The organism is Cellulomonas sp. Leaf334, assembly GCF_001424195.1.
Lineage (GTDB): Bacteria > Actinomycetota > Actinomycetes > Actinomycetales > Cellulomonadaceae > Cellulomonas.
The window spans coordinates 301,089-327,934 of record NZ_LMOO01000008.1; the positions used below are offsets into that span (position 1 = coordinate 301,089).

Here is a 26,846-nt window from a genome sequence, read left to right on the forward strand (position 1 = left end):
ACCCCACCGGTGCTCATGCGGTGGAGTGAACCTGCGCTCCGCTACAGGCGCGTGCCGCTGGCGCGACCCACACCTTCCGCTGCACTCCGGCTCACCCCACCGGGTTCCAGCCGTCGCTGCCCGCCAGGTACTTCTGCGGGGTGTAGCTCGGTGCCTGGGCGTCGCTCAGCTGCGGTCGGTTGCTGCCCGTCCCAGCGCCGGCACCGGTGTTCCTGTACTCGGAGAACCGCGCGGCGGTCCACACGTTCGAGGACATGTTCGTCCAGGGCTGCCCGGTGGCGATGGTGCTGCTCAGCGAGCTCTCGCGGTAGAGCACCTGGGCGTCAGCGCCCCAGGGGCGACCGAGCTGGGTGGTGGCCGCCGTCTTGCCCGTGATCGTGCTCTTGTAGAACAGGAAGCCGTACTGCTTGGCAGGGTCCGTGCGCGCCGCGGTGACCGGTCCGCCCGTGGACCGCTTCTGGTACACGGACGTCCGGTCGAACACCGCGGTGCCGCCGCCGAAGATGAAGTCGACGGTGCCCTCCACATAGCTGTCGACGACGTAGGCCCGCGCGGCGTCGTTGACCAGCAGGGTGTCCTGGTTGCCGGTGAACCGCACGTTCCGGAACACCAGGCGAGCGCCTTCCAGGTTGGCGGCGACGGCCTGGCTTCCCTCGCCGTAGTCGTTGGCGATCGTCAGGTTGGTGGCGACGAGGTCGGCGCCCTTCGCGAAGAACGTCGCGCTCCCCGACGTCCCGTACCCGCCCGCGCTGCTGCGGTTGTTGACGAGCACGGTGTCCGCCGCGGACCCGCCCAGACCCTGGAGGGTGACCAGTGGCTTGTTCGCGGGGATGGTCACGATCTCGCGGTAGGTGCCCGGCTTGATCGTGATGACCCGACGCGACGTGTTGTTCGCGGGCACCGCGTCGATGGCCGCCTGGATCGTGCGGTAGGTGCCGGAGCCGTCCGCCGCGACGACGGGGGCCGCGGTGGGCGGGACCGCCCCGCCGATGCTCGCCTGCGGCCCGGTCGACGCCTTGAGGAGGGCGGGGAGCGACGAGGCCGGGTCGAGGGTGTAGGCGTAGAACGCCTTCGGGTCGAACGCCGACCCTCGGGTCGTCTGGTTCCCGGTCGAGTTCACGACGACGCTCCCCGACTGCTTCAGCTCCGCCGTGTCCTGGGGTGCGTACGGGTTCTTCACGTTGTCGAAGTAGCTGTTCTCCAGCACCATCTTCGTCGCGCCGCGCGAGAGGTTCCCGTACGACGTGATGTTCTGCAGGTGGTTGTTGTAGAGGTGCGCGTACGCGACGTTGTCGGTGCTGGGGTTGCGCTGGCTGGTGTCGTGGATCCAGTTGTGGTGGATCGTCATCCGCGCCGTGACGTTCTCCGTCCAGCCGATCCCGAACGACTTGTTGCTGCCGCCCATCTCGTTCCAGGACACCGTGAGGTTGGTGGTGTCCTTGCGGCTGTCGATGAGTCCGTCGTTCATGCGCAGGATGCGGTTGTGGTCGATCCACACGTTCGACGCGGTGTCCATCTGGATGCCGTCGTAGTCGTAGACCTTGTCGTCGGGGTCGTCGTCGGCCATCTTCGTGTCGCGGATGGTGAGGTTCCGGATGATCACGTTGTTCGTGCCGGCGTTGAGGCGCAGCCCTCCGTTGACGATCTGCCCGCTGGTGCCGACGCCGATGATCGTCTTGTCGGAGGTGATCGGGATCTCGTCGCCGTAGGGCGTCACCGTGATCGCGGCCGCCACGCGCACGACGTACCTGCCGGTGGCCGACGCGTACTTGCGCAGGTCGGCCAGGGTCGTGACCGTGACGGTCGTACCGCCGGTGCCGCCCGTCACGCCCGTCGCGAAGCCGTCGGGCACGTCCGACCAGGGCCCGGTCGACGTGCCGCCGGAGACGGGCAGCGACCACTGGACCTTCGCCGCGTCGTCGCACGCGTCCTGCACGGCGGGGGCGCCCGAGGCGGTGGACCCACCCTCGACGGAGACGCAGAGCCCGCTGGAGGCCGACGCGATCATCGCCTTGCCCGAACCCGCCGACGCCTTGGCGCTCCACGTCTGGTTGGTCTGGTTGGCGCAGCCCCACTGCTGGAGCCGGGCGCCGGCGGCCGTGGACGCGCCCGGCACGTCCAGGCAGCGGCCCGAGGCGACGTTGGCCAGCCGGAAGCCCGCACCTTGCGCGGTGACGGTCCACTGCTGGTTCGTCGCGCCGGTCACGCAGGTCGCCACCGTGAGGAGCGTGCCGTTGGTCGTCGACCCGCCGGGGACCTCGAGGCACTTGCCCGAGGCGCCCGAGCGCAGGACGTAGGTGCCGGTCTGGACGGCGACCGGGTCACCGGGCGCGGCGGTGGCGGGCGCGGCAGCGACGACTGCCGCGGAGAGCGCCAGGGCGCCGACGGCGAGGAGCGCCGTCCAGCGCGAGCGGGGTGAACGGACGGCGTCGTTGCCGCGCGGTCGGAGCAGGGTGCGAGGGGTGCGCATGGCGTCGAACGCTATGACCGACATCTGTCGGTTTACAACGCTGCAGAGGGCCGTTAATCGATTCAAGACGCGATCTGGTCAGCCGACCCACACGTCCTCGTCCTGCACGACCGTCCCCGTCAACCTCGGCGCCGCCGTCGGACCGAAGGCGACGTTGAACCCGCCCTCGACCACCACGTCGTCCCCGCTCACCGTCGCGGTCGCCGTGACCACGAAGGGCGACTCGACGAACCGGAGCGTCAGCACATACGTCTCCGGCGACGTCCACGCGCCGCTGACCAGCACGTCCTCCGGGGTCCCCCGCCGCAGGCTCGTCCGGGCCAGCACCGGCTCGGCGTGCCCGACCGAGACGATGACCGTCTCCTCCTCGTGGTCGACGGTCAGCCGGTCGTGCCCGTCGGCCGTCTCCAGGACGGCGTTGCGGATCCCGAGGGTGTTCGGCTCGAACGTGATCGTCCGCCCGCGCAGCCGGTGCCCCGTCGGCGACGTCGGCGACCCGTGCGGCGGGTCGAGACGCATCCCGTCGAGCCGCTCCGTCAGCAGTCGCCGACCGTCGCGGTCGTCCGGCAGCGGCCCGTCGGCCAGGCCGGGCAGCAGGTGCTCCCAGACGAGGGCGAGCTGACCGTGCATCTCACCGACCCCGGACGTCGTCACCACCACGACGTCCTGCTCGGGCAGCACCACGCAGTACTGACCGAAGGCGCCGTCGCCGCGGTAGCTGCCGTGGCGCCCCCGCCAGAACTGGTACCCGTACCCCTGTGCCCAGTCCACGTCTGGGCTCGGACCGTTCTCCACCTGCAGCCTCGTCGCCTCCGCGGCCCAGCCCCCGGGCAGCACCTGCCGCCCCTCCCAGACACCGTCCTGGTGGTACAGCTGGCCGAACACCGCGATGTCCTCGGTCGTGCCCGACAGCCCGCTGCCGCCGACGTCCACACCGCTCGGTGACTGCTGCCACGTCGCGCCCTCGATGCCCAGCGGCTCGAACAGCCGCGGGCCGAGGTAGTCGAGCAGGCGCTGGCCGGTAACCTTCTGCACCAGCGCGGCGAGCAGGTGCGTGCCCGCGGTGTTGTAGACGAAGAACGTGCCGGGCTCGTGCTCCACCGGTTCCGCGAGGAACGCCCTGACCCAGTCGGCCGTGGCGAACACCCGCTCCGTCGGGTCGTCCGCGTGACCGGTCGTCATCGTCAGGAGGTCCCGCACCCGCATCCGCTGCAGGTGGGCGTCCGGGTCCGCGGGCGCCTCGTCGACGAAGTGGCCCAGCACGAGGTCGTCCACACCGACCAGGCCCTCGGAGACCGCGAACCCGACCGCTGTCGACGTGAAGCTCTTGCTCAGCGAGAACAGCTCGTGCAGCCGGTCCGCCGCGAACGGCGCCGCCCACCCCTCCGCGACCACCGACCCGTGCCGCACCACCATCACGGAGTGCAGCTCCGGCCAGTCGACGAGCGCGTCGACCAACCGGTGCAGGGCCCGCGGGTCGACCCCCTGCTCCTCGGGGGTGGAACGGGGCAGACGACGCAGTCCAGGCATAGGCCCACCCTGCCACCCCGACCAGCACTCGGCCCGGCTCCACGTCCATCCGGCCCCACCCGCCCGTCCCCGCCGCCGAACTCGCCGCCGAACTCGTCCGCCGAACGTCAGCTGAACTCGTCGGTTGCAGCCGAACTCGTCGGTTGCAACCGACGAGTTCGGCGCGGAGGGACGAGTTCGTCCGCGCAGACGAGTCCGACCCGTGCGCAGACGCGTCCGACCCGTGCGCAGACGGCGAACGCCCCGGTCCGTCGGACCGGGGCGTTCGTCGTACGCGGATGCGGCGGGTCAGCCCACCTGGGGCAGGGTGCCGGCGCCGCCGTCGCTGATGGTCGGACCCGCTGCGGGCAGGTCGGTACCCGAGCTCGGCGTGCCGTAGGACGACGCCGCGCCGACGGCGACCGGCTCCGCGGGGTGCGCCCCACGCGGGACCCCCTGGAACGTGAACTCCCCGAGCAGACCCTCGCCCTCGGCGTCCACGATCACCTTCTGGCCGGCCTTGAGCTCGCCGAACAGGATCTTCTCGGACAGTGCGTCCTCGATGTCCCGCTGGATGGCGCGGCGCAGCGGCCGAGCACCCAGGACCGGGTCGTAACCCTTCTCCGACAGCAGCTTCTTGGCCGCGGGCGTGATCTCGATGTCCATGTCCTTGTCCCGCAGACGCTTCGCCAGCTTGGCGACCATGAGGTCGACGATCTGGAAGATCTCCGGCTGGGACAGCTGCGGGAACACGACCACGTCGTCGACGCGGTTGAGGAACTCGGGCCGGAAGTGCTGCTTGAGCTCGTCGTTGACCTTGGACTTCATGCGCTCGTACGACGTCGACAGGTCCCCGCCGGCCTGGAAGCCGGTCATGAGGCCCTTGGCGATGTCCCGGGTGCCGAGGTTCGTGGTCATGATGATGACGGTGTTCTTGAAGTCGACCACGCGGCCCTGCGAGTCGGTCAGGCGACCGTCCTCGAGGATCTGCAGGAGCGAGTTGAAGATGTCCGCGTGGGCCTTCTCGACCTCGTCGAAGAGGACCACCGAGAACGGCTTGCGACGGACCTTCTCCGTGAGCTGGCCGCCCTCGTCGTACCCGACGTAGCCGGGGGGCGAGCCGAACAGCCGCGACACGGTGTGCTTCTCCGAGAACTCGGACATGTCGAGCTGGATGAGCGCGTCCTCGTCGCCGAAGAGGAACTCCGCGAGCGCCTTGGCCAGCTCGGTCTTCCCGACGCCCGTGGGGCCGGCGAAGATGAACGACCCACCGGGACGCTTCGGGTCCTTGAGCCCGGCACGCGTGCGACGGATGGCCTGCGAGAGCGCCTTGATGGCGGCGTCCTGGCCGACGACCCGCTTGTGCAGGTTCTCCTCCATGTGGAGCAGGCGGCTGGACTCCTCCTCGGTGAGCTTGAACACCGGGATGCCCGTGGCGATCGCCAGCACCTCGGCGATGAGCTCCTCGTCGACCTCCGCGACGGCGTCGAGGTCGCCGGACTTCCAGGCCTTCTCCTTCTCCACGCGCTTGAGACCGAGCTGCTTCTCGGCGTCGCGGAGTCGGGCTGCCTTCTCGAAGTCCTGCTCGTCGATCGCCGACTCCTTGTCGCGACGCGTCTCGGCGATCTGCTCGTCGAGCTCGCGCAGCTCCGGGGGAGCCGTCATGCGGCGGATGCGCAGGCGGGCGCCGGCCTCGTCGACCAGGTCGATCGCCTTGTCCGGCAGGTAGCGGTCGTTGACGTACCGGTCCGCCAGCGTGGCGGCGGCGACCAGCGCGGCGTCCGTGATGGACACGCGGTGGTGCGCCTCGTACCGGTCGCGCAGACCCTTGAGGATCTCGATCGCGTGCTGCAGGTTGGGCTCGGCCACCTGGATCGGCTGGAAGCGACGCTCCAGGGCCGGGTCCTTCTCGACGTACTTGCGGTACTCGTCGAGCGTGGTGGCACCGATGGTCTGCAGCTCGCCGCGCGCCAGCATCGGCTTGAGGATGCTCGCGGCGTCGATGGCGCCCTCGGCGGCACCCGCCCCGACGAGGGTGTGGATCTCGTCGATGAACAGGATGATGTCGCCGCGCGTGCGGATCTCCTTGAGCACCTTCTTCAGGCGCTCCTCGAAGTCACCGCGGTAGCGGCTGCCGGCCACGAGCGCGCCCAGGTCCAGCGTGTAGAGCTGCTTGTCCTTGAGCGTCTCGGGCACGTCGCCGCGCACGATGTCCTGCGCGAGGCCCTCGACGACGGCGGTCTTGCCGACGCCGGGCTCCCCGATGAGGACGGGGTTGTTCTTGGTGCGGCGGGACAGCACCTGCATGACCCGCTCGATCTCCTTCTCGCGCCCGATGACCGGGTCGAGCTTGCCGTCGCGCGCAGCCTGCGTGAGGTTGCGGCCGAACTGGTCGAGGACGGCGCTGCCCGAGGGCTGCCCCTCCTGCGGACCGCCGGCGGCGACGGGCTCCTTCCCCTGGTAGCCGGAGACGAGCTGGATGACCTGCTGGCGCACGCGGTTCAGGTCCGCACCCAGCTTGTTGAGGACCTGGGCGGCGACGCCCTCGCCCTCGCGGATGAGGCCGAGCAGGATGTGCTCGGTCCCGATGTAGTTGTGGCCGAGCTGCAGCGCCTCGCGCAGCGACAGCTCGAGGACCTTCTTGGCGCGCGGGGTGAAGGGGATGTGGCCCGACGGAGCCTGCTGGCCCTCGCCGATGATCTCCTGCACCTGGGCGCGCACGGCCTCGAGCGAGATGCCGAGCGACTCCAGTGCCTTGGCTGCGACACCCTCACCCTCGTGGATGAGGCCCAGGAGGATGTGCTCCGTCCCGATGTAGTTGTGGTTGAGCATCCGTGCCTCTTCTTGGGCAAGGACGACCACACGACGGGCTCGGTCCGTGAATCTCTCGAACATGTGCACTCCTCACGAGCTGCGTGCCGGCTCCCCTGGCTGGCGCACCGGGGGTCGACGGGGCGGCGTTGTTCGATGCTAACCGCGGGGTGGTGCCTCAACTGCCCGTGTTCGCCGCAGGCGTGACGACCGCCCGTGGTTGCCCCGGGTCATGGATCACCTGCGCGTCCGGGTCTAGCGTCTGTCGGACGGCGGCGGAGGGTCATCCCGGGCGCGCCGAGGCGGCGCGGCCGCCCCTGCAACCCCGACACGCACGACTCCGAGGAAGTTGTCGAGGGGAGGGGTCCTATGGGTCCCCGACGAGTTCTTGTCCTGTTGTCCGCAGTCCTGCTGGTGCTGATGCCGTCCGCGGCGAGCGCCCACCATCCGTCGCCCGACAGGGAGGCGCAGCTCCTGGCCGGCGGCCTGTCCGGCGGGTTCGGGAGCACGGTCGGTCCCGACGGTGCGCTGTACGTCACCGAGCCGTCGGTCGGTGAGATCTCGCGGGTAGATCCCCGCACGGGTGCGGTGACGACGTTCGCCTCCGCGCTGCCCACCAACGTGTCCAACGGCGGCGCCTTCGGCGGGGCGTTCGACGTGGCGTTCGTGCGCGGGACCGCCTACGCGCTGGTCACGGGGGTGAGCGCGGACGTCGGCGGGACCTTCCTCGACGGCATCTACCGCATCGACGGTCCGAGCACCGCCACGCTCGTGGTCGACATCGGGACGTGGGCGGCGGAGCACCCGCCGACCACCGCCTTCTTCGTGCCGACGGGGGTGCAGTACGCGTTCGAGCCGTACGGGGGTGGGTTCCTCGTCACCGACGGCCACCACAACCGCGTGTACCAGGTGGGGCTCGACGGCTCGATCGCGGTGCGGATCGCGTTCGGGAACATCGTCCCGACCGGCCTGGCCATCGACGGGCGGAAGGTCTACATGACCGAGTCGGGACCGGTCCCGCACCTGCCCGACACGGGCAAGATCGTCACGTTCGGGTCCCGGTCGGCGACGGCCACCGAGGTCGCCTCGGGCGCTCCGCTGATGGTGGACGTCGAGCTCGGCCGGGGACACCACCTGTACGGGCTCGCCCAGGGCGTCTGGCCGCTCGGCGGTCCCGAGGGTTCGCCGGCCTCGCCGGACACCGGCCAGCTGGTGGAGGTCGGGCGGCACGGAACGCTCGAGGTCGTCGCCGACGGGCTCGACCAGCCGGTCTCGTTCCAGATCATCCGTGGCACCGCGTACGTCGTCACGCTCGGTGGCGAGGTGTGGACGGTCGACCTCGACCGGAGGCACGGTCACCGCTGACGGACGGACGAGGGGTCGGGCGCCGTCGCCCGGCCCCTCGTCGCACCCTCAGGGGCGACCGGCGTCCGCGGGGTGCACGATCACCCACGTCGCCACGGTGACGCCGTCGGACTGGTTGCTCAGCCGGTGCGGGGTCCCGCACGCGTAGGAGACGGTGTCGCCGGCGCGCACGACGACGCGCTCGTCGGGGAAGTCGATGGTCAGCTCGCCCTGCGTGACGGTGCCGATCTCGTAGCCGACATGGGTCAGCAGGTCGTTCTGCGCAGAGCTCGACGAGCCGGTGGAGCCGGGCGGGTAGGTGGACTCGAAGAAGTCGACGTCGCGCGACGGGCCCGGGGAGAGGCGTCGGAACACCACGCCACCGGCCAGGCGGACCACCTCGGCCTCGACGGCGCGGCGGACCACGTAGCCGTCGAGCACGGGTGGGGCGTCGACCGGCTCGGGTCCGCCGAAGACGTCCACGAGCGAGGCGTCGAGCGCGGTGACGAACGCGAAGAGGCGGTTCACCGACGGCCGCAGCACCCCGCGCTCGATCTGGGAGACCGCGCTGGTGGAGATGCCGAGACGCCTGCCGACCTCCTTGAGGGTCAGCCCGCGCTCCTCGCGCAGCTGCCGCAGGCGGGCGCCGAGCTGCTCGGAGTCGAAGGCGTCGAGCAGCCGGCCGGCGTCGTCGACCGACGAGGTCGTCACATCGAGCACCTTTCGCCTAGGACTCACGACTGAACCCCAAAGTTCACAAAACTTTACGAAACGGAAACCGATCGCCAGATGTGAAGTCATAGATTCACACCCGTTCAGCGATCGCTTCACCGTACGGGATGACGGACACAGACGGACAGAGCACGTCGGGACGCCGACGGCCAGGTCCGACCACCCCCACCACGACCTTCCCCGCGTGAGGACCACCCATGAACCAGCCCGAGACCACAGAGCTGCCCAATGACGTCGTCGAGGCCGCCGGCCTGCCCCCGGGCGCCGGGGAGATGCAGCCCGGCTACGACCCCCGGCTCACCAACGAGGACCTGGCACCGCTGAAGAAGCAGACCTGGTCGTCGTACAACATCTTCGCGTTCTGGATGTCCGACGTGCACAGCGTCGGCGGCTACGTCACGGCCGGCAGCCTGTTCGCGCTCGGCATCGCCAGCTGGCAGGTGCTCGTCGCGCTCATCGTCGGCATCGTCATCGTGCAGGTCTTCTGCAACCTCGTCGCCAAGCCGAGCCAGAAGACGGGTGTGCCGTACCCGGTCATCAACCGCGCGGTGTTCGGCGTGCTCGGCGCCAACATCCCCGCCATCATCCGCGGCCTCATCGCGGTCGCCTGGTACGGCGTGCAGACGTTCCTCGCGGCCGAGGCCCTGAACATCATCTTCCTCAAGTTCGTCCCGAGCTCCGCGCAGCTGCTCGAGACCGGCTTCCTCGGGCTGTCGACGCTCGGCTGGATCTCCTACGCCATCCTCTGGGTCGCCCAGGCGGCACTGTTCTGGCGGGGCATGGAGTCCATCCGCAAGTTCATCGACTGGGCAGGCCCGGCCGTGTACGTCGTGATGATCATGCTCGCTGTCTACCTGGTCTCCGAGGCGGGCTGGAGCAACATCTCGTTCAGCCTCTCCTCGGGTCCGCCCATGGGCTTCTGGGCCTCCATCCCGGTGATGCTCGGGGCGATCGCGCTGGTCGTGTCGTACTTCTCGGGCCCGATGCTGAACTTCGGCGACTTCGCCCGGTACGGCAAGAGCTTCGCGGCGGTGAAGAAGGGCAACTTCCTGGGGCTGCCCATCAACTTCCTGTTCTTCTCGCTGCTCACCGTCATCTGCGCGTCCGCCACGGTCCCGGTGTTCGGCGAGCTCATCACCGACCCGATCCACACGGTCGAGCAGATCGACACGCCGTTCGCCATCCTGCTGGGCGGGCTCACCTTCGTCACCGCGACGGTCGGCATCAACATCGTCGCCAACTTCATCTCGCCCGCGTTCGACTTCTCCAACGTCTCCCCGCAGAAGATCAGCTGGCGCATGGGCGGCATGATCGCGGCGGTCGGCTCGGTGCTGCTGACCCCGTGGAACTGGTACTCCAACGCCACCGCGATCCACTACACGCTGGGCGTGCTGGGTGCACTCATCGGCCCGCTGTTCGGCATCCTCATCGCCGGCTACTACGTGATCGGCAAGCAGCGCGTGCACGTCGACGACATGTTCACGATGTCCCCCAAGGGCCGGTACTGGTACTCCGGTGGCTACAACCGCAACGCCGTGGCGACCGTGCTCGTCGCGGGCCTGATCTCCGTGGCGGCGGCGGTGCTGCCCAAGGCCTTCGCGGACATGGGCGCGTTCGACGTCACCTGGATCGCGAGCTACAGCTGGTTCATCGGCTGCGGGCTGGGCTTCGTGACCTTCGTCTTCCTCGAGCGTCGCAACCCGCAGATCCCGCTGCTGGACGCGTCCGACGAGCACGTCTCGGACGGCACGGTGGAGGAGCGCACGGGCGCCCCCCTCGAGGCAGCGGTCTGAGAGGTGCACATCCGGGTCATCAACCCCAACACCACCCGGGCGATGACCGACCTGATCGGTCGGTCCGCCCGGGTGGTGGCGGCGCCCGGAACGGTCGTCGACGCCGTCCAGCCGACGATGGGCCCCGCGTCCATCGAGAGCCACTACGAGGAGGCACTGGCCGTGCCCGGCATCCTCGAGCAGGTCGCGCTCGGGGAGGCCGAGGGGGTCGACGCGTACGTCGTCGCGTGCTTCGGCGACCCGGGCCTCGACGCCGCCCGGGAGCTGGCGCACGGTCCGGTGATCGGCATCGCCGAGGCGGCCATGCACGCCGCCGCGCTGGTGGGTCGCCGGTTCGTGGTCGTCACGACCCTGGGCCGGACGGTGGCCCGCGCCCGTGAGCTGGCCGACCGGTACGGCTTCCGCGAGACGTGCGTCGCCGTGCGGGCGTGCGAGGTGCCGGTGCTGGACCTCGAGGACCCGGGCGCCCTGGCGCGCCTGACCGACGAGTGCCGCTCGGCGGTCCGCGTCGACGGGGCCGATGCCGTCGTGCTGGGCTGTGCCGGGATGGCGGAGCTGTGCGAGGGGATCGCCGACGCGGTCGGGGTCCCGGTGGTCGACGGCGTGGCCGCCGGGACGGTGCTGGCACAGTCCCTGGTCGCGCTGGGGCTCCGGCCGGCCACGACCGGCGAGTACGCAGCGCCGCCCGCCAAGCCGATGGCCGGCCTCCTCACGGGTTTCGAGATCCGCGCGGGCGTGCCCGTGGCCGTAGCCTGACGCAGCAGACGACCCCGGGAGCCGCCATGACCCTGCCTGACCTCGTCGTACGCGCCCGCCGAGCGTGGGTGGACGGCGCCTGGCAGCCCGCCCGCGTGGCGGTGACCGACGGGCGGATCACCGCGCTCGACGGCACCGCCGACGGCGTCGTCGTGGTCGAGCTGGCCGACGACGAGGTCCTGCTCCCCGGCCTCGTCGACAGCCACGTGCACGTCAACGAGCCGGGCCGCACGCACTGGGAGGGCTTCGCGTCGGCGACGCGGGCTGCGGCGGCGGGCGGGGTCACCACGCTCGTCGACATGCCGCTCAACTCGATCCCCCCCACGACGACGGTCGAGGCGCTCGCCGCCAAGCGGGCCGCGACGGACGGCAAGCTCAGCGTCGACGTCGCGTTCTGGGGCGGGGCGGTGCCGGAGAACCTGGGGTCGCTCGGTCCGGTGCACGCGGCGGGCGTCCGCGGGTTCAAGGCGTTCCTCACGCCGTCGGGCGTCGACGAGTTCGGGCACCTCGACACCGAGCAGCTGGAGACGGCACTGGCGGAGGTCGCCGCGCTCGGCAGCGTGCTGGTCGTGCACGCGGAGGACCCGGCGGACCTGCGCGGCGACGGCGCCCTGGGTGAGCAGTACGCCGACTTCCTGGCCAGCCGCCCCGCGGTCAGCGAGCGCCACGCGATCGCCCGCGTGATCGACGCGATGCGCCGCACCGGCGCCCGGGCGCACATCCTGCACCTGTCCGACGCGGGTTCGCTCGACCTGATCCGGTCCGCGAAGGCCGAGGGGCTGCCACTGACCGTCGAGACGTGCCCGCACTACCTGGCACTGCGCGCAGAGGACGTGCCGTCGGCCGCGACGCAGTTCAAGTGCTGCCCGCCCATCCGCGACGCCGGCAACCAGGACCTGCTCTGGGCGGCGGTGCTGGACGGGACGATCGACGCGATCGTGTCCGACCACTCGCCGTCGACCGCGGACCTGAAGAACGCGGACTTCGGGCTGTCGTGGGGCGGTATCGCGGGGCTCCAGCTGGGCCTGTCGGCCGTGTGGACGGAGGCCCGGACGCGCGGCATCGCGCTCGACGACCTGCTCCCGCTGTTCACCACCGGCCCCGCGCGGGTCGCCGGGCTGTCCGCGGGAATCCTCGCGGTCGGAGCCCCGGCCCACCTGGTGGCGTTCGCTCCCGACGAGGAGCACGTGGTCGACGTGCACGCGCTGGAGCACAAGAACCCGGTCTCGCCCTACGACGGCGCGACGCTCGCTGGCGCGGTGCGAACGGTGTGGCTGGACGGCGTGCCCATCGTGGAGCGCGGCGCCGTCACCGCACCGGGGCGGGGGAACCTGCGTGACTGAGCCGTCAGGCCTCGCGGTGCCGGTGCCCGAGCCCCGCGGCCGCCAGCGCCAGCACACCGGCCACCAGCATCCCGACGCCGACGCCCAGGTCCCCGCTGACCGCCAGCAGCAGCGCACCCACGGCGGCACCGACCAGGATCAACGCGACCGCGAGCACGCGGCGGGCCCAGCCGTCACCGGTGCCCCCGGCCAGCCTGCTGTCCGCGGCGAGACCCGTGAGCGTCGAGGTCACCACGACCGTCGTCACGTCCTTCACCGCGAGCCGGCGGGCCGCCGCGGCCTGCAGGCCCATGGCGAGTGCCAGCACGCCGGTCACGACGAGGCCCCAGGCCGTCCCCTCCTCCGGCGGGGCGACGAGGGCACCCACCCCCAGGCCCGCCGCGAGCACCCCGGTGGCCGCGAACGTCCCGCTGGTGCGGTCGGACCAGCCGGCCGGCGCGCTCCGGAGCACCCTGCCGCCGATCGCCGCACCCGCCAGGAAGCCGGCCAGGGCGAGCGTCGGACCGAGCACGGGCAGGTCGTCGGCACCCGCGAGCGCCATGCCGAGGATGACCACGTTGCCGGTCATGTTCGCCGTGAACACCCGGTCGAGGCCGAGGTAGCCGACGGCGTCGACGATGCCCGTCGTGAACGTCAGTGCCAGCATGAGCACCAGGTGTCGGCGAGCGTCGTCCCATGTCTTCACCGCGTCATCGTGGGGGTGCAGGACCGATGAGTGCAACGCTCCAGCCGGGCTCGGGCCCGATCCGCGCCGCGGCGTACCTGCCGTCGACGCCCGCCACCGTCCTCTGGGGGCGCCTCCCCTGCGCGACCGACGCGCCCGTGCTGAGCGTCGAGCCCGGCACCGAGGTCACCATCGACACGGTCAGCCACGAGGGGCTGCTGGACGACCAGGGCAGCGACCCGGTGGCGTTCTTCACCGGCCACGGCGTCTCTCCGGACGACGTCCTGACCGACGCGGTGGAGATCGTCGGCACCCTGACGCGCTCGGCTCAGGACGGTCCGCACGTGGTGACCGGACCGATCCACGTCGCGGGCGCGATGCCGGGCGACCTGCTCGCGATCACCGTCCTGGAGACGACCCCCCGCGTCCCCTACGGCGTCATCTCGAACCGGCACGGGCGCGGCGCGCTGCCGGGCGAGCTGCCGAGGGGCCCGGGGAACGTGAGCGTGTTCGCGACGGTCAGGGACGGCCGCGTGGGCTGCCTCCCCGCGGTCGAGGGCGGCGAGCGGCTGATCGAGTTCCCGCTGGCACCGTTCCTCGGCATCATGGGCGTCGCGGTGGCCGGTGACCAGCGCCCGCACTCGGTGCCGCCAGGGACGCACGGCGGGAACATCGACATCAACCTGCTCCAGGTGGGCAGCACGCTGTACCTGCCGGTGCAGGTGCCGGGTGCGCTCGCGTACGTGGGCGACCCGCACTTCGCGCAGGGCGACGGCGAGGTCGCGCTCACCGCGCTGGAGGCGTCCCTGCGGGTCACCCTCCGGTTCGACGTGGTCCCGGCGGTCGAGGCGCTCGCGCGGTTCGGGCCGTTCGAAGGGCCGTTGGTCGAGACGCCGGAGTACCTCGTCCCGACGGGCCTCGACAAGGACCTGGACGAGGCCGTCCGCCGATGCGTCCGGGCGGCGCTCGCCCTGCTGCAGGCGCGCTGGGGGCTCGACGAGCACCTCGCGTACGCCTACCTGTCCGCGGCCACCGACATCAACATCTCGCAGGTGGTCGACCAGGTCTGCGGTGCGCACGCGCGCATCCGCAAGGCCGACCTGGAGGCGATCGGCCGATGATGCCGACCGAGCTCCAGGACGCCTTCGACGCCTACGAGCGCGCCCTGGCCACCGACGACGTCGCGGCCCTGGACGACGCGTTCGCCCCGGGCGACGACACCCTCCGCGGGGACCGTGACGGCCTGCTCGTCGGGCACGACGCGATCAGCGCGTTCCGGGCCGCACGCGGCGGCATCACGCCCCGGGTGCTGGACCGCGTCGAGTCCCGCCGCCTGGCCGACGACTGCTGGCTGATCGTGGCGACGTCGCGCTACGAGGGTGGCGGCACGGGGCTGCAGACGCAGGTGTGGCAGCGCGCCTACGGTCGCTGGCGCATCACGGCCGCGCACGTCACCGGCCGCACGCCGAGCTTCGACACGTCCGTGTGGCGGACGGTCGGGGACCCGCTGTACCAGGGTGCGTTCGACGGGCCGCTGCTCGGTCTGCGCGTCGCGGTCAAGGACCTGTTCGCCGTGCGCGGCTACCGGATCGGCGCGGGCAACCCGACGTGGCTGCGGGGTGCCGCCCGCGAGCGCGAGCACGCCCCGGCGGTCCTCGACCTGCTCAAGGCGGGCGCGTCGGTGCGTGGCCTGGCCCGCACCGACGAGCTCGCGTACTCGATCGCCGGCGCCAACCCGCACTACGGCACCCCGGCCAACGGCGCCGTCCCGGGGGCGCTGCCGGGGGGCTCGTCGAGCGGTCCCGCGACCGCGGTCGCGACCGGCCAGGCGGACGTGGGCCTGGCCAGCGACACGGCGGGGTCGATCCGCGTCCCGGCGAGCTACCAGGGGCTGTGGGGCCTGCGGACGACGCACGGGCTGGTGCCGCGGCAGGGCATGGTGCCGTTGGCGCCGTCGTTCGACACCGTCGGCTGGCTGACCCGCGACGGCACGACCCTGGACGCGGTCGCGACGTGGTGCCTCGAGGACGACGCCCCGCCGCTCCCCGCCCGGCGAGCGGTCCCGGTGGAGGTGCTCCGGCTCGTCGACCCGGCGACGCGCGAGGCTGTCGAGACCTGGGCGGGAGGTGCCGTCGACGAGGTCGAGGTCGGGCCGCTCGACGAGTGGTTCGAGGCCTTCCGCGTCGTGCAGGCCGCGGAGGCGTGGCGCGCGCACGGCGAGTGGGTCACGGCGCACCCGGAGGCGGTCGGGCCCGGTGCCCGGGAGCGGTTCGCGATCGCGAGCGACGTGACCGCCACCGAGGAGGCCGTTGCCCGCGGGGAGGTCGAGCGGCTCGCAGAGACGATCCGCGCGATCGTCGACGACGCCGTCCTCGTCTTGCCGACGACGCCCGGTCCGGCCCCGGCGAGGACCGCGAGCGCCGCCGAGCTCGACCGGGTCCGCGCCACCACGCTGCGGATGACGGCACTGGCCGGCATCGGCGGGCTGCCCGCGCTGTCTGTCCCCGCGCTGCGGGTGGGGTCCGCTCCCGTCGGCGTCTGCCTCGTCGGGCCTCGCGGCAGCGATCTGTCCCTGGTCCGGCACGCCCTTGGAGGCCTCACATGACCCACCCGGTGAACCCGCCGCCCCGCCTCCTCATGGGCCCGGGACCGGTCAACGCGGACCCACGCGTGCTGCGCGCTCTCTCGACCCCGCTGGTCGGCCAGTACGACCCGGTGATGACCGGCTACATGAACGAGACGATGGCGCTGTACCGCGAGGTCTTCGCGACGACCAACGAGGCGACGCTGCTGGTCGACGGCACGTCCCGCGCCGGGATCGAGGCGGCGCTGGTGTCGCTGGTCCGGCCGGGCGAGCGCGTCCTGGTGCCGGTGTTCGGGCGGTTCGGGCACCTGCTCGCGGAGATCGCGCTGCGCGCGCAGGCCGAGGTGCACACCATCGAGGTGCCGTGGGGGCAGGTGTTCGGGGCGCGAGCCGTCGAGGAGGCGATCGTGCGCGTGCGCCCGCACCTGCTCGCGATGGTGCAGGGCGACACGTCGACGACGATGCTCCAGCCGCTCGACGAGCTCGGGGAGGTCTGCGCCAAGCACGGCGTGCTGTTCTACACGGACGCGACCGCGTCCCTGGGCGGCAACCCGTTCGAGATGGATGCGTGGGATCTGGACGCGGCCACCGCCGGGCTGCAGAAGTGCCTGTCGGGCCCGTCGGGAAGCGCGCCGATCAGCCTGTCCGAGAAGGCTGTCGAGGTGATCCGGGGGCGTCGGCGCATCGAGGCGGGGATCCGCGAGGAGTCCGACGAGGACACCGGCGAGCCCGTGCACTCCAACTACTTCGACCTCGGCATGATCCTCGACTACTGGGGTCCGCGGCGGCTCAACCACCACACCGAGGCGACGAGCATGCTGTACGCGGCGCGGGAGTGCGCGCGGATCATCGTCGAGGAAGGCCGGCAGGCCGTCATCGACCGGCACGAGCGGGCCGGCCGCGCGATGCTCGCGGGGGTGCGGGGTCTGGGGCTGGGGGTGTTCGGGGACGTGGCGCACAAGATGAACAACGTGGTCGCCGTCGAGATCCCCGACGGCGTGGACGGCGACGCGGTCCGCGGCGCGCTGCTGCAGGACTTCGGCATCGAGATCGGCACGTCGTTCGGCCCGCTGCACGGCCGCGTGTGGCGGATCGGCACGATGGGCGCCAACGCCCGGCTCGACACCGTGCTCACCACGCTGGCCGCGCTCGAGCAGGTGCTGCGCCGTGCGGGTGCCACGGTCCCCCACGGCGGCGGGGTCGACGCCGCCTACTCAGGGTGGTCAGCGGCCTGATGCTCGACGCCCACTCCGCTGCCCGGCGCATCATGGCGCGCTGCGACGAGCTCGCGGCGTACACCTCGATGACCGACGGCATCGAGCGCGTCTACCTCTCCCCCGAGCACGCGCGCGTGAACCGCGTGGCGGCCCGCTGGATGCGCGAGGTCGGGCTGGACACGTGGCAAGACGCGGCCGGCAACCAGTGCGGGCACCTGGCGGGGCGGGACCCGGAGGCGCCGTCGCTGCTGCTCGGGTCGCACCTCGACACCGTGCGCGACGCCGGCCGGTACGACGGGATCCTCGGCGTGCTCATGGCGATCGAGGTGGTGCGTGCTCTGCGGCCGGTCGCGAGCACGCTGCGGTTCGGGCTCGACGTCGTCGCGTTCTGGGACGAGGAGGGCGCCCGGTTCGGCACCGCCCTGCTCGGGTCGTCCGCGATGGCAGGCCGCTGGGACGAGGCGTGGTGGGACCTCACCGACGAGCACGGCACCACGCTGCGCACGGCGTTCGGCGAGTTCGGGCTCGACCCGGGTCGCATCGGGACGGCCGCGCGGTCGCGGGAGTCGCTGGCCGGCTACCTCGAGGCGCACATCGAGCAGGGTCCGGAGCTCGACGACGGGGGCGCGGCGCTGGGCGTCGTCACCTCGATCGCGAGCGCCCGACGGTTCGCGGTGCAGATCGACGGCGAGGCCCGGCACGCGGGCGGGGCCCGGTACGAGAAGCGGCACGACGCCCTGCTGGGCGCCAGCGAGGTCGCGCTCGCGGTCGAGCGGCTGTGCCGCGCGGAGCACCACATCATCGGCACCGTCGGCCGCCTGGAGACGTTCCCGGGTGCCGTCAACGTCGTGCCCGGCGAGGCGCGCCTCACGGTCGACCTGCGCGGTGAGCACGACGACGACCGCGACCGCGTCTGGGGCAGCATCACGCGCGAGCTCGACGAGATCGCCGGCCGACGCGGGCTCACCTGGTCCGCGCGGGAGCTGCACGAGGCGCCCGCCGTCCGGTGCGACTCCCTCCTGCAGGACGTCGTGCGCGCGGGGATCGAGGACACCGGCCGCCGGAACGTCCCCGCACTGTTCAGCCGTGCCGGGCACGACGCCATGGCGATGGGCGCGATCACGGGCGTCGGCATGCTGTTCCTGCGCAACCCCGACGGCATCAGCCACCACCCCGACGAGGACGTCAGCCTGGCCGACGTCGAGACGGGCCTGACGGCGCTGGTCGCGACGGTCGAGCACCTGGCCCGCGAGGCCGGCTGAGAAGATCGTTCCCGTGGAACCTCCCGTCTTCGACACCGTGCCCGACATCCGGCTCATCGCCGTCGACATGGACGGCTCCCTGCTCGACGACGAGAAGCGCATCCACGACGACTTCTGGCCGCTCCTGGACGAGCTGGCCGCCCGCGGGATCCTCCTGTGCCCGGCGAGCGGCCGGCAGTACGCCACCCTGCGCCGCCAGATGGGCCGCGACGAGCTGGTCTACATCGCGGAGAACGGCGCGCACGTCGTCCAGCACGACGAGGAGATCAGCGCGGACGGCCTGCCCCTGGACACGGCCCGCGCCGCCATCGAGCGGGTCCGCGCGTCGACCGACCTCGACCTCGGCACGGTCCTGTGCGGCAAACGGTCCGCGTACGTCGAGCGCACCGACGACGCCTTCCTCGACCAGGCCACCCCGTACTACGCGAAGCTCCAGGTGGTCGACGACCTGCTCACCGTCGACGACGACGTCCTCAAGGTCGCCGTGTACGACTTCGGGTCCGCGACGACGGGCGCCGGTCCGCTGCTGCACCGGTTCGACGCCCTGGTGTCCGGTGAGCACTGGGTCGACGTGATGAGCCCGACCGCGGACAAGGGGCACGCGCTGCGCGCCGCCCAGGACACGCTCGGCATCACCGCCGACCAGACGATGGCGTTCGGCGACTACTTCAACGACGTCGGCATGCTCGACGCGGCGACCTTCTCCTTCGCGATGGACAACGCGCACCCCGACGTCCGGGCGCACGCGCGGTTCGTCGCCCCGCCGAACACCGCCAACGGGGTGGTCCGCACCATCCGCTCGGTCCTCGGGCTCGTGTGATGGTCGCCGGCCTGCTGCTGACGCCCGGCTTCGGCGGGAGCCGTGAGAGTGCGCCGCTGGTGGCCGTCGAGAAGGGCGTCGCGCCGCTCCCGGTGCTGCGGCTCGGCCTGCCGAAGACGGCCGGCCCGGCGATCGCGGAGGTCCGCGCGCAGGCCGAGGCGTTCGCGTCGTCGCTGGGCGTCGGCACCGCGGACCTGGTGCTCGGCGGCCGCTCCTTCGGCGGTCGCATGTGCTCGATGGCGGTCGCGCAGGGGCTGCCCGTGGCCGGGCTCGTTCTGCTCTCGTACCCGCTGCACCCGCCGGGCCGCCCCGAGACCCTGCGCACCGCGCACCTGCCGGAGATCCACGTCCCGGTCCTCGCCGTCTCGGGCTCTACCGACCCGTTCGGCTCCCCGGACGAGCTGACCCACCACCTCGCCGCGGTCCCGGGCCCGGTCACCACGGTCTTCCTGCCCGGCCCGCACCTGCCGACGAGCGTCACCGCGGTCGCGGACGCGGTGCGCGACTGGCTCGCGACGCTCGGCTGAGCCCGGACCCCGGCCGAGGAGCGTCCGTCCGGCGGTGGCGTGCGAGACGATCGACCCATGGAGACCCTCGACACGCTGCGCGCAGCGTTCTCCCCCGTTCCCGGTTACCTCGATGCCGCCACCTGCGGGTTGCCCGCGCGGGCGACCGCGGACGCGATGCACACGGCGCTCGACACCTGGCAGGCGGGGAAGGCGGACCTCGCGGTGTACGACGAGGCCGTCGCCGCGTCGCGTGCGGCGTACGCCCGGCTGGTCGGGGTGGATCCGTCGTGGGTGGCGGTCGGCTCGCAGGCGTCCGTGCTGTTCGGCGTGGTCGCGGCGAGCCTGCCGGACGGTGCCGAGGTCCTCACGGTCGACGGGGACTTCGCCTCGGTCGTCTTCCCGTTCCTCGCCCACGCGGACCGCGGCGTCACCGTCCGGACCGTGCCGCTGGAGTCGCTGGCCGACGCGATCCGACCGTCCACCGACGTCGTCGCGTTCTCGCTGGTGCAGTCGGTCGACGGACGCGTGGCCGACGTCGAGGCCGTCGGTCGCGTGGCTGCCGCGTCGGGTGCCCTGACGGTCTGCGACGTGACGCAGGCCGCCGGATGGTTGCCGGTGGACGCGGCACTGTTCGACGTGACGGTGTGCGCGTCGTACAAGTGGCTGTCCGCCCCGCGCGGGACCGCGTTCCTCACGGTCCGGCCCGAGCTGCTCGACCGGCTGCGCCCCACGAGCGCCGGGTGGTACGCGGGCGAGGAGATCTGGTCGTCCGTGTACGGGCCGTCGATGGCGCTGGCCCGGGACGCGCGACGGTTCGACGTCTCCCCCGCATGGCTGTGCTGGGTGGGGGCCGTCCCGGCGCTGGAGCTGTTCGCGGCCGTCCCGCGCGACGCCGTCCACCGGTACACGGTCGGCCTCGCCGACGCGTTCCGCGCGGGGGTCGGCCTGCCGCCGGGCGGGAGCGCGATCGTCCGGCTCCCCGACGACGCGGCAGGCTCGCGCCGGACGCTGCTCGCGGCGCAGGGGACCAGGGCGGCGGGGCGGGGCGGCGGTGTCCGGCTCGCGTTCCACGTCTGGAACGACGCTGCCGACGTCGAGCGTGCGGTGGCCACCCTGACTCTTTCCTGAGGGGAACCTGAGGGGCGACTCGGGGGTCTCCCCGATATCCCTGTCCCGGGTGACGGCGAAATCCTAGGCTCGTTCACAGCATCGACACCGGCTCTCGACGACGTATCTCCCGTCGAGCTGGCCGCACCTTCCTGTCGTCGTCGACACACCCCAACATGAGGACGCACCCATGTCTCAGGTCGCCGGATGGATCACCCACCGCTACCTCAAGTTCGCCGTCATCGTCTTCTGGCTCGTCGTCGTGGCACTCCTGGGACCCCTCGCAGGCAAGCTCACGGGTGCGCAGGACAACGAGGCGAAGTCCTGGCTCCCCGCCAACGCCGAGTCGACGGAGGTGCTCGACGTCGCCAGCGGCTTCGTGTCCTCCGACACGATCCCCGCGGTCATCGTGTACGAGCGCACGTCGGGGCTCACCGCCGCCGACCTCGAGGCCGTCGCGGCGGACGCCGAGGAGTTCGGCACGCTCGCCACGCTCGACGGCGACGTGATCGGTCCGATCCCGTCGGAGAACGGGCAGGCCGCGCAGATCATCGTCCCGCTCGACCTGGGGGCGGAGGGCTGGGACCTCGCGGCCGACGCGGTCGACGACCTGCGCGCCACGGCCGAGGACGGCGCCGGTGACCTGGACGTCTACGTGACGGGCCCGGCCGGGAGCGCCGCGGACTCGTCGGCGGCGTTCGAGGGCATCGACGGCACGCTGCTCTACGCGGCCGTCGCGGTCGTCATCGTCATCCTGCTCATCACGTACCGCAGCCCGGTGCTGTGGATCCTGCCGGTCCTGTCGGCGGGCGTCGCGCTCACGGTCTCGCAGGCCCTCATCTACCTGCTCGCCGACAACTACGACCTGACCGTCAACGCGCAGAGCGCCGGCATCCTCACGGTCCTCGTGTTCGGTGCGGGGACGGACTACGCCCTCCTGCTGGTGGCGCGGTACCGCGAGGAGCTGCGCAAGCACGGCGACCGGCACGAGGCGATGGCGCTGGCCCTGCACCGCGCCAGCCCGGCGATCATCGCGTCCGGCGCCACCGTGGCCATCGGCATGCTGTGCCTGCTGTTCGCGACCATGAACTCCACCGCGGGCCTGGGCCCGGTTGCCGCGATCGGCGTCGGCGTCGCTGTCCTCGTCATGCTGACCCTGCTGCCGGCGCTGCTCGTGACGTGCGGCCGGTGGATCTTCTGGCCCCGGACCCCGAAGCTCGGCGACGACGAGCCGTCCGAGCACGGCTTCTGGGCACGTGTCGGCGGCCGCATCGAACGCCGGCCGCGCGCGACCTGGATCGGGACGTCCGCGATCCTCGCGGTGGCGTGCCTCGGCATCGTCACCCTGAACGCGACCGGCCTGACCACGGAGGAGTCGTTCACCGGCGAGCAGCCGTCCATCGAGGGCGAGAAGGTGCTCTCCGCGCACTTCCCCGGCGGCGCCGGCGCCCCGGTCGTCGTCATCTCGGACGCCGACCGCGCGACCGATGTGGCCGCGGTCTTCAGGGACGTCGAGGGCATCGACCCGACGAGCGTCGCGGAGCCGGTCGTGATCGACGACCTGGCGTACCTCGAGGGCACGCTCACGTCGGCACCCGACAGCGACGAGGCCTACGACACGGTCGACCGGGTGCGGGACGCCGTGCACGCGGTGCCGGACGCGGACGCCCTCGTCGGAGGTGCGACGGCGGTCAACCTCGACGCGCAACGGGCCTCGGCGGCCGACAACCGGCTGATCATCCCGATCATCCTGCTCGTCGTGTTCCTCATCCTCGTGGTCCTGCTCCGGTCGATCCTGGCCCCGTTGGTCCTCATGGGGACGGTCGTGCTCTCGTTCGGAGCGGCGATCGGCGTCAGCGCGCTCATCTTCCGGTACGTGTTCGGCTACGCCGGGGCGGACTCGTCGTTCCCGCTGTTCGTCTTCGTGTTCCTGGTCGCGCTGGGGATCGACTACAACATCTTCCTCATGACCCGGGTCCGGGAGGAGGCGATCCGCCTCGGGCACCGGCGTGGCTCGCTGGTCGGTCTCGCGGCAACCGGCGGGGTGATCACGTCGGCCGGTCTGGTGCTCGCGGGGACGTTCGCGGTGCTCGGCACGCTGCCCCTGGTGTCGTTCGCGGAGATCGGGTTCGCGGTGGCGTTCGGGGTCCTGCTCGACACCCTGGTGGTCCGGTCCGTGCTGGTCACGGCCCTGAACCTCGACATCGGCAAGGCGATGTGGTGGCCCAGCGCACTCAGCAAGGCGCCGGACCCGGAGCCCGCGCAGGAGAAGGTCCCGGTCCCGGTGGCCTGACCGTCACGACGCGAGATGCCCGGATCGTCCGCGATCCGGGCATCTCGCGCTAGCGTCGGCTCAGGGCCCCTCGCGGGGCATCACTGCGGCCCAGGAGCGCACGTGACAGAGATCGCTGCACCCCCGTCTTCCTCCACCCCTGCCAGCCCTGCTACGCGATGGTGGGCCCTCGACCCGGACGCCGCGACCGCGGAGCTGGGCACCGACCCGACGACGGGGCTGTCCGCGGCGGAGGTCTCCGCCCGGCGGGAGCGGTACGGCTCGAACACCCTCACCGCACAGGCGCCACCGTCGGTGTGGGCAGTGGTGTTCCAGCAGCTGCGCGACCCGATGAACATCATGCTCATCGCCGTCGCGGCGGTGAGCGCGGCCATCGGGCAGGGGTCGACGGCGCTCATCGTCGGGTTCCTCGTGGTGGTGAACGTCGTCATCGGGGCCCGCCAGGAGATGCTCGCGCGCAAGAGCGTCGACGCCCTGGCGACGATGCAGGAGCCGCAGTCCCGCGTCCGACGGGATGGCTCCCTGGTGCAGATCCCCGCGCACGACCTCGTGCCCGGCGACATCGTCGAGCTCGAGGCGGGTGACATCGTGCCCGCCGACGGCCGGCTGCTGCGGACGGCGACGATGGAGACGCAGGAAGCCGCGCTGACCGGCGAGAGCACCCCGATCGGCAAGGACGTGATCACCCTCGCCGACGACGACGTCCCCCTCGGCGACCGCGCGAACATGGCGTTCCAGAACACGTCGGTCACCCGCGGTACCGGCACGATGCTCGTCACCGCGACGGGCATGACCACGCAGATCGGGAACATCGCGACGCTCCTGTCGTCGGTGGAGAAGACGAAGTCGCCGCTGCAGCGCGAGCTCGACAAGCTCACCAAGGTCCTCGGCGTCATCGCGTGGAGCGCGGTGGCGGTCATCGTGCTCATCGGCATCGCGCGCGGCCAGTCCCCGAGCGACCTGCTCTTTCTCGCCACGGCGGTGGCCATCTCCGCCATCCCGACCGGTCTGCCGACGTTCGTGCAGGCCATGCTCGCGTACGGGGCGCGTCAGCTCGCCGACGCGAAGGCCGTCGTCGCCAACCTCAACGACGTCGAGACGCTCGGGGCGACCAGCTCGATCAACTCCGACAAGACCGGCACGCTGACACTCAACGAGATGACGGTCGTCGCGCTGTACACGGTGGGCCAGCACTTCACCGTCGAGGGCAACGGGTACGCCAAGACGGGCAAGATCCTGCAGACGGCCGGTGCCCAGGTCCCGGACCTGACGCCGCTCGCGTACGGCCTGTGCCTGGCGAGCGACGCGACCGTGTCCGACGACGGTGCCGTCATCGGCGACCCGACCGAGGCCGCGCTCGTGGTGCTCGCCGCGAAGCTGGGCATCGACGCGGAGGAGAGCCGCCGGACGTACCCCCGCGTCGCGGAGGTGCCGTTCGACTCGGCGTACAAGTTCATGGCGACCGCCCACTGGCTGCCCTGGCGTGGTGACCGGTCTCTGGTCGAGGTGGTCAAGGGCGGCCCGGACGTGGTGCTGCAGCGCTGCACGCACGCGCTCGCCGGCCCCGGCGAGGTCGTCCCGCTGGAGACCATGCGCGCCGACATCGAGGAGGAGATGGACCGGCTCGCCGACCAGGGTCTGCGCACGCTCGCGTTCGCGACGCGGTTCCTCACGCCCGCCGACGAGAGCGCCCTGGTCGCCGACCCGATGTCCTACGTCGAGCAGCTCGTGTTCGTCGGCCTGGTGGGCATCGTCGACCCGCTGCGGCCCACCGCGAAGGTGGCCGTCGAGATCGCCCTCAAGGCCGGCATCGAGGTCCGCATGATCACCGGCGACCACGCCGTGACCGCGAGCGCGATCGGCCGGCAGCTGGGTCTCGGCCCGGGCGCGATCAGCGGGCCCGAGCTGGCCGCCCTCACCGACGAGGAGCTGCTGGAGCGGCTGCCGGACCTGCACGTGTTCGGCCGCGTCACCCCCGAGGACAAGCTCCGGCTCGTCCAGCTCATGCAGAAGCAGGGCCTGGTGGTCGCCATGACCGGCGACGCCGTCAACGACGCCGCCGCCATCAAGCAGGCCGACATCGGTGTCGCGATGGGCTCCGGCAGCGAGGTCACCAAGCAGGCCGCCCGCCTGGTGCTCACCGACGACAACTTCAGCACCCTGGTGCACGCCGTCGAGCTGGGCCGCAGCATCTACCAGAAGATCACCGCGTACATCCGCTTCCAGATGAGCCAGCTCATCGGTCTCGTGGTCCTGTTCCTGGCGGCCAGCGTCTTCGACATCGCCGACGGTGTCGCGATGACCCCGATGATGGTCCTGTTCCTCAACTTCTTCGTCGTCGTGTTCCCGGTGATCGCGATCATGCTCGACCCGGTGGGCCCCGGCATCATGGACCGAGCGCCACGCGACCCGAAGCTGGGCATCAGCAACGGCTCCGCGGTGCGTCGCTGGATCCTCTACGGGATGGTCCTGTGCATCTCGTCGGCGATCCCGCTGGTGGCCGGACCGGACACCCCGGCCGCCGACCGACCCACGGCGTCGATGACGATGGCGTTCGTGGTGATGGGGCTCGCTTCGGTCCTGTCCGGGCTGGTCATGCGCCGCGAGCCGGAGTCGGGCCTCGCGGCACCCCTGCTGACGGCGGTGAAGGTCCTCTCGGCCCCGGTGATCCTCGTCGTGCTGGCGACCGAGCTGGGCTTCCTGCAGGGGTGGCTCACGACCCAGTCGCTGTCCGGTCCGCAGTGGCTGGCCTGCCTGGGCCTCGCGCTGCTGCTGCCGATCGTCGCCGAGCTGGACAAGGTGTTCATGCGGCGCCGGGCGGCCACCGCGCTCGTCCTGCACCCGCAGGAGGCGGTGAGCCCGGCACGCGCCCGCGGGTAGTCACTCGAGCATCGGCGGCGGCGCCTGGAGGTCGTACGCCCGGAACAGGACCGCGTGCTCGACCCCCATCGCACGCCCCTGCATGCCGGCGATCATCGGGAGCATGTCCTTCGGGGCGGGGTGCCCCGGCAGTCCCGCGAGGTACTCCTCGTGCGCTTCCAGGGATGCGACCCCGGCCCGCAGGGCTTCTGCGGTGACCTCCACGCCGTGGGTCGCGCGGGGATCTCCGCTGACGAGCAGCCAGCGGACCTGCCACGGCTCCAGGCCGTCGTCGTCGAGGAGCTCGGTGAACACCCACCGGTTGCCGGCGTCGCGCACCGCGTCGAGCGTGGCCAGCCCGGCGACCCGGTGGTCCGCCATGTTCAGCCCGGCGACGAACTCGATCTCCCACGACCCGGTGAGGACCACGTCGGGCTGCAGCTCCCGGATGCGCCGCGCGATGTCCCGCCGCAACGGCAGCCCGTACTCGAGCACACCGTCGGGGTGCTCGAGGAACGTCACGTCGGTGACCCCGACCGCCGCCGATCCCGCGACCTGCTCACGGGTGCGGATCTCCCGGGTGCGGTCCGGCGGTGACGCGTCCATGCCGGCCTCCCCGCGGGTGAGCACCAGGTAGGAGACCTCGACACCGCGCGCGGTCCACACCGCCACCGCGGACGAGGTGCCGTACTCGACGTCGTCGGGGTGGGCCACGACGCACAGCACGCGACGGAACTCGGAGTCCGGCAGGGCCAGCAGCAGCTCGGGCATGC

At 71.9% G+C, this 26,846-nt stretch carries 19 protein-coding genes; 13 read left to right on the forward strand and 6 right to left on the reverse strand.

Annotated elements, in window-relative coordinates; translation table 11 throughout:
• Positions 1 to 91: 91 nt before the first annotated feature.
• The 3 genes from ASF78_RS22120 to ASF78_RS19480 all read right to left on the reverse strand — a co-directional run bounded on the left by ASF78_RS22120 (position 92) and on the right by ASF78_RS19480 (position 6,874).
• The gene (locus ASF78_RS22120; protein WP_082495250.1) at positions 92 to 2,470 is read right to left on the reverse strand and encodes a pectinesterase family protein; all 2,379 of its coding nucleotides are present in this window, start codon (positions 2,468 to 2,470) and stop codon (positions 92 to 94) included.
• A 78-nt stretch (positions 2,471 to 2,548) separates the two neighbouring features.
• Positions 2,549 to 4,000: a serine hydrolase gene (locus tag ASF78_RS19475; RefSeq protein ID WP_056593460.1), complete on the reverse strand. Its 1,452-nt coding sequence runs from the start codon at positions 3,998 to 4,000 to the stop codon at positions 2,549 to 2,551.
• Positions 4,001 to 4,288: 288 nt separating this feature from the next.
• Entirely contained in the window at positions 4,289 to 6,874 is a 2,586-nt protein-coding gene (locus ASF78_RS19480; protein ID WP_056593463.1) for an ATP-dependent Clp protease ATP-binding subunit, read from the reverse strand.
• A gap of 312 nt (positions 6,875 to 7,186) precedes the next feature.
• Between ASF78_RS19480 and ASF78_RS19485 the strand changes: the two genes are divergently transcribed.
• The gene (locus tag ASF78_RS19485; protein ID WP_056593466.1) at positions 7,187 to 8,155 is read left to right on the forward strand and encodes a ScyD/ScyE family protein; all 969 of its coding nucleotides are present in this window, start codon (positions 7,187 to 7,189) and stop codon (positions 8,153 to 8,155) included.
• Positions 8,156 to 8,203: 48 nt separating this feature from the next.
• Here the strand turns inward: ASF78_RS19485 and ASF78_RS19490 are convergent, their stop codons facing one another.
• Positions 8,204 to 8,845: a helix-turn-helix domain-containing protein gene (locus ASF78_RS19490; protein ID WP_056593469.1), complete on the reverse strand. Its 642-nt coding sequence runs from the start codon at positions 8,843 to 8,845 to the stop codon at positions 8,204 to 8,206.
• A 218-nt stretch (positions 8,846 to 9,063) separates the two neighbouring features.
• Between ASF78_RS19490 and ASF78_RS19495 the strand changes: the two genes are divergently transcribed.
• From ASF78_RS19495 to allB, 3 genes are read left to right on the forward strand one after another with little or no spacing between them, the layout of a single operon-like run.
• The gene (locus tag ASF78_RS19495) at positions 9,064 to 10,659 is read left to right on the forward strand and encodes an NCS1 family nucleobase:cation symporter-1 (protein WP_056593472.1); all 1,596 of its coding nucleotides are present in this window, start codon (positions 9,064 to 9,066) and stop codon (positions 10,657 to 10,659) included.
• A gap of 3 nt (positions 10,660 to 10,662) precedes the next feature.
• Positions 10,663 to 11,415 (forward strand): aspartate/glutamate racemase family protein, encoded by a 753-nt coding sequence (locus tag ASF78_RS19500; protein ID WP_056593475.1) that lies wholly within the window; start codon positions 10,663 to 10,665, stop codon positions 11,413 to 11,415.
• Between the two features lie 26 nt (positions 11,416 to 11,441).
• The gene (gene allB, locus ASF78_RS19505; RefSeq protein ID WP_056593478.1) at positions 11,442 to 12,758 is read left to right on the forward strand and encodes an allantoinase AllB; all 1,317 of its coding nucleotides are present in this window, start codon (positions 11,442 to 11,444) and stop codon (positions 12,756 to 12,758) included.
• Positions 12,759 to 12,762: 4 nt separating this feature from the next.
• On the opposite strand, the gene ASF78_RS19510 is transcribed toward allB, so the two are convergent.
• Positions 12,763 to 13,404 (reverse strand): YoaK family protein, encoded by a 642-nt coding sequence (locus ASF78_RS19510; RefSeq protein ID WP_056594064.1) that lies wholly within the window; start codon positions 13,402 to 13,404, stop codon positions 12,763 to 12,765.
• A gap of 65 nt (positions 13,405 to 13,469) precedes the next feature.
• On the opposite strand from ASF78_RS19510, the gene ASF78_RS19515 reads away from it, so the two are divergent.
• The 9 genes from ASF78_RS19515 (at position 13,470) to ASF78_RS19555 (ending at position 26,094) form a co-directional block, all read left to right on the forward strand.
• Positions 13,470 to 14,543 carry an acetamidase/formamidase family protein gene (locus ASF78_RS19515; RefSeq protein WP_056593481.1) on the forward strand — a complete coding sequence of 358 codons (1,074 nt, stop codon included), beginning with the start codon at positions 13,470 to 13,472 and terminating at the stop codon, positions 14,541 to 14,543.
• Entirely contained in the window at positions 14,540 to 16,027 is a 1,488-nt protein-coding gene (locus ASF78_RS19520) for an AtzH-like domain-containing protein (protein ID WP_235518710.1), read from the forward strand. The genes ASF78_RS19515 and ASF78_RS19520 overlap by 4 nt, the downstream gene beginning before the upstream one ends.
• Positions 16,024 to 17,241, forward strand: coding sequence for an alanine--glyoxylate aminotransferase family protein (locus ASF78_RS19525; protein ID WP_056593489.1), 1,218 nt, complete (start codon positions 16,024 to 16,026; stop codon positions 17,239 to 17,241). The genes ASF78_RS19520 and ASF78_RS19525 overlap by 4 nt, the downstream gene beginning before the upstream one ends.
• The gene (locus tag ASF78_RS19530) at positions 17,241 to 18,485 is read left to right on the forward strand and encodes an allantoate amidohydrolase (RefSeq protein WP_056594066.1); all 1,245 of its coding nucleotides are present in this window, start codon (positions 17,241 to 17,243) and stop codon (positions 18,483 to 18,485) included. Before ASF78_RS19525 ends, ASF78_RS19530 begins: the two co-directional genes overlap by 1 nt.
• Before the next feature lie 13 nt (positions 18,486 to 18,498).
• Positions 18,499 to 19,305 (forward strand): Cof-type HAD-IIB family hydrolase, encoded by an 807-nt coding sequence (locus ASF78_RS19535; protein WP_235518712.1) that lies wholly within the window; start codon positions 18,499 to 18,501, stop codon positions 19,303 to 19,305.
• On the forward strand, positions 19,305 to 19,832 hold the full coding sequence (locus ASF78_RS19540; RefSeq protein ID WP_056593493.1) for an alpha/beta family hydrolase: 528 nt from the start codon (positions 19,305 to 19,307) through the stop codon (positions 19,830 to 19,832). Before ASF78_RS19535 ends, ASF78_RS19540 begins: the two co-directional genes overlap by 1 nt.
• Before the next feature lie 57 nt (positions 19,833 to 19,889).
• A complete protein-coding gene (locus tag ASF78_RS19545) occupies positions 19,890 to 20,942 on the forward strand; it encodes an aminotransferase class V-fold PLP-dependent enzyme (protein WP_056593499.1) in 1,053 nt (350 codons plus the stop codon).
• Positions 20,943 to 21,111: 169 nt separating this feature from the next.
• Positions 21,112 to 23,214: an MMPL family transporter gene (locus tag ASF78_RS19550; protein ID WP_056593502.1), complete on the forward strand. Its 2,103-nt coding sequence runs from the start codon at positions 21,112 to 21,114 to the stop codon at positions 23,212 to 23,214.
• Between the two features lie 102 nt (positions 23,215 to 23,316).
• Entirely contained in the window at positions 23,317 to 26,094 is a 2,778-nt protein-coding gene (locus ASF78_RS19555) for a cation-translocating P-type ATPase (RefSeq protein WP_369816348.1), read from the forward strand.
• Here ASF78_RS19555 and ASF78_RS19560 read toward each other — a convergent pair whose 3' ends face one another.
• Positions 26,095 to 26,844, reverse strand: coding sequence for a PIG-L deacetylase family protein (locus tag ASF78_RS19560; RefSeq protein ID WP_056594073.1), 750 nt, complete (start codon positions 26,842 to 26,844; stop codon positions 26,095 to 26,097).
• Positions 26,845 to 26,846 lie beyond the last annotated feature (2 nt).

What these genes read in the sequence shown, in the direction of transcription:
- ASF78_RS22120 (WP_082495250.1), bottom strand. Translation starts at nt 2,470, where the DNA reads ATGCGCACCCCTCGCACCCTGCTCCGACCGCGCGGCAACGACGCCGTC.
- ASF78_RS19475 (WP_056593460.1), bottom strand. Translation starts at nt 4,000, where the DNA reads ATGCCTGGACTGCGTCGTCTGCCCCGTTCCACCCCCGAGGAGCAGGGG.
- ASF78_RS19480 (WP_056593463.1), bottom strand. Translation starts at nt 6,874, where the DNA reads ATGTTCGAGAGATTCACGGACCGAGCCCGTCGTGTGGTCGTCCTTGCC.
- ASF78_RS19495 (WP_056593472.1), top strand. Translation starts at nt 9,064, where the DNA reads ATGAACCAGCCCGAGACCACAGAGCTGCCCAATGACGTCGTCGAGGCC.
- allB (WP_056593478.1), top strand. Translation starts at nt 11,442, where the DNA reads ATGACCCTGCCTGACCTCGTCGTACGCGCCCGCCGAGCGTGGGTGGAC.
- ASF78_RS19510 (WP_056594064.1), bottom strand. Translation starts at nt 13,404, where the DNA reads ATGCTGGCACTGACGTTCACGACGGGCATCGTCGACGCCGTCGGCTAC.
- ASF78_RS19515 (WP_056593481.1), top strand. Translation starts at nt 13,470, where the DNA reads ATGAGTGCAACGCTCCAGCCGGGCTCGGGCCCGATCCGCGCCGCGGCG.
- ASF78_RS19520 (WP_235518710.1), top strand. Translation starts at nt 14,540, where the DNA reads ATGATGCCGACCGAGCTCCAGGACGCCTTCGACGCCTACGAGCGCGCC.
- ASF78_RS19525 (WP_056593489.1), top strand. Translation starts at nt 16,024, where the DNA reads ATGACCCACCCGGTGAACCCGCCGCCCCGCCTCCTCATGGGCCCGGGA.
- ASF78_RS19530 (WP_056594066.1), top strand. Translation starts at nt 17,241, where the DNA reads ATGCTCGACGCCCACTCCGCTGCCCGGCGCATCATGGCGCGCTGCGAC.
- ASF78_RS19540 (WP_056593493.1), top strand. Translation starts at nt 19,305, where the DNA reads ATGGTCGCCGGCCTGCTGCTGACGCCCGGCTTCGGCGGGAGCCGTGAG.
- ASF78_RS19545 (WP_056593499.1), top strand. Translation starts at nt 19,890, where the DNA reads ATGGAGACCCTCGACACGCTGCGCGCAGCGTTCTCCCCCGTTCCCGGT.
- ASF78_RS19550 (WP_056593502.1), top strand. Translation starts at nt 21,112, where the DNA reads ATGTCTCAGGTCGCCGGATGGATCACCCACCGCTACCTCAAGTTCGCC.
- ASF78_RS19560 (WP_056594073.1), bottom strand. Translation starts at nt 26,844, where the DNA reads ATGCCCGAGCTGCTGCTGGCCCTGCCGGACTCCGAGTTCCGTCGCGTG.